Source organism: Cupriavidus sp. WS, from assembly GCF_000395345.1.
In the GTDB taxonomy this organism is placed as follows: domain Bacteria; phylum Pseudomonadota; class Gammaproteobacteria; order Burkholderiales; family Burkholderiaceae; genus Cupriavidus; species Cupriavidus basilensis_B.
On record NZ_AQPL01000476.1, the window covers coordinates 1 to 1,653 of the forward strand.

The 1,653-nt window shown below is 74.7% G+C and carries 2 protein-coding genes; both read left to right on the forward strand.

Features of this window, described 5'->3' with window-relative positions; translation table 11 throughout:
* The first annotated feature begins 68 nt into the window (after positions 1 to 68).
* Complete coding sequence (locus tag K206_RS0131805) at positions 69 to 1,157, forward strand: sensor histidine kinase (RefSeq protein WP_020206358.1); 1,089 nt, start codon at positions 69 to 71, stop codon at positions 1,155 to 1,157.
* Between the two features lie 19 nt (positions 1,158 to 1,176).
* A partial coding sequence (locus tag K206_RS0131810) for a LytTR family DNA-binding domain-containing protein (RefSeq protein WP_020206359.1) occupies positions 1,177 to 1,653 on the forward strand: 477 nt, incomplete at its 3' end.

Sequence of the window (1,653 nt, forward strand, 5' to 3'; positions counted from 1 at the left end):
GGCGCGCGGCGCCGGCCGGCGCCGCCGGCTGAGCCAGCCCCGCATTCCGCATTCACGCTGCCGCCCCGATGCAAACTGCCACCACCCGCCCCAAGCACTGGCTCCTGCGCGAACTGCGCATCGGCGTGCCGGTGGCGTTGGGCGTCGCGCTGTTCTTCAGCGCGCTGTACCGCGAGCCGTTCGGCATCAACCTGGTCTATTCGGCCTGCATCACCGCCACGGTCCAGGCGCTGATCCAGGCCGGCCGGCACGGCCTGCTGCGTCTCGGCTTCCGGCAGGACGCGCCGGCGCCGGGCGGCCGGCCCTGGCCGGGCTGGCGGCTGATGTTCCCGTGGGTGCTGGTGTCGGGCATCCTGGGCTATTTCGGCGGCAGCGCGCTGGCCGCGTGGCTCACCGGCACCGGCGGCAGCCCCGCCGAGCTGGCGCGCAATCCGCGCGCGCTGATGGTCAGCACGATCATGGTGGCGGCGCTGTCGCTCGGCATCAGCTATGTGTTCTACACGCGCGGGCGCCTGGCCGCGATGGCCGCGCGCGAGCAGGCCGCCATGCGCAGCGCGGCCGAGAACCAGTTGCGCCTGCTGGAATCCCAGCTCGAGCCGCACATGCTGTTCAACACGCTGGGCAACCTGCGCGTGCTGATCGGCCAGGACCCGCAGCGCGCCCAGCTCATGCTCAACCAGTTGATCGCCTTCCTGCGCGCCACGCTGGAGGCGTCGCGCTCCGGCCCGCATCCGCTGTCGTCGGAGTTCGCGCGCATCGCGGACTACCTCGGCCTGATGCAGGTGCGCATGGGCCCGCGCCTGCGCATCGCGCTGGACCTGCCGCCCGAGCTCGCCGGCCTGCCGGTGCCGCCGCTGCTGCTCCAGCCGCTGGTGGAGAACGCCATCAGGCACGGCCTCGAGCCCAAGCTCGACGGCGGCGAGATCCGCCTCGCCGCGCGCCGGGACGGCAGCGCGCTGGTGCTCACCGTGCGCGACACCGGCATCGGGCTGCGCGTGACGCCGCTCGCGCCGGCGCCGGGCGCATCGTGCTTCGGCACCGCGCAGGTGCGCGAGCGCCTGGTCCAGCTGTACGGCAGCCGCGCCGGCTTCACGCTCGACAATGCCGCCGACGGCGCCGGCGGCACGCTCGCCACCGTGCGCTTGCCGCTTCCCTGAACTCTCCACCGCGCGCCCCATGCAAGCCACCGCCCTCATCGCCGAAGACGAAGCCCTGCTCGCCGCCGACCTGCGGGCCGAACTCGCCCGCCTGTGGCCGGGCCTGCGCATCGTGGCGACCGTAGGCGACGGCGCGGCCGCGCTCGCGCAGGCGCTCGAGCTGCAGCCGGACCTGCTGTTCCTCGACATCCGCATGCCCGGCATGTCCGGGCTGGAAGCCGCGCAGGCGCTGGCCGAGGACTGGCCCGCCGACGGCAAGCCGTTCCCGCTGCTGGTGTTCGTCACCGCCTTCGACAACTACGCGCTGCACGCCTTCGAGCAGGCCGCCGCCGACTACATCCTCAAGCCCGTGCAGCCCGAGCGCCTGGCCAAGGCCTGCGTCCGCCTGCAAGCCGCGCTCGCGCAGCGCGCGCAGGCGCCCGCGCTCGACGCCACGCTGGCCCGGCTGCGCGCGCTGCTCGGCGCCGGCGCGCCGCTGCGGCCCGCGCCCGCCGCC

What these genes read in the sequence shown, in the direction of transcription:
- K206_RS0131805 (WP_020206358.1), top strand. Translation starts at nt 69, where the DNA reads ATGCAAACTGCCACCACCCGCCCCAAGCACTGGCTCCTGCGCGAACTG.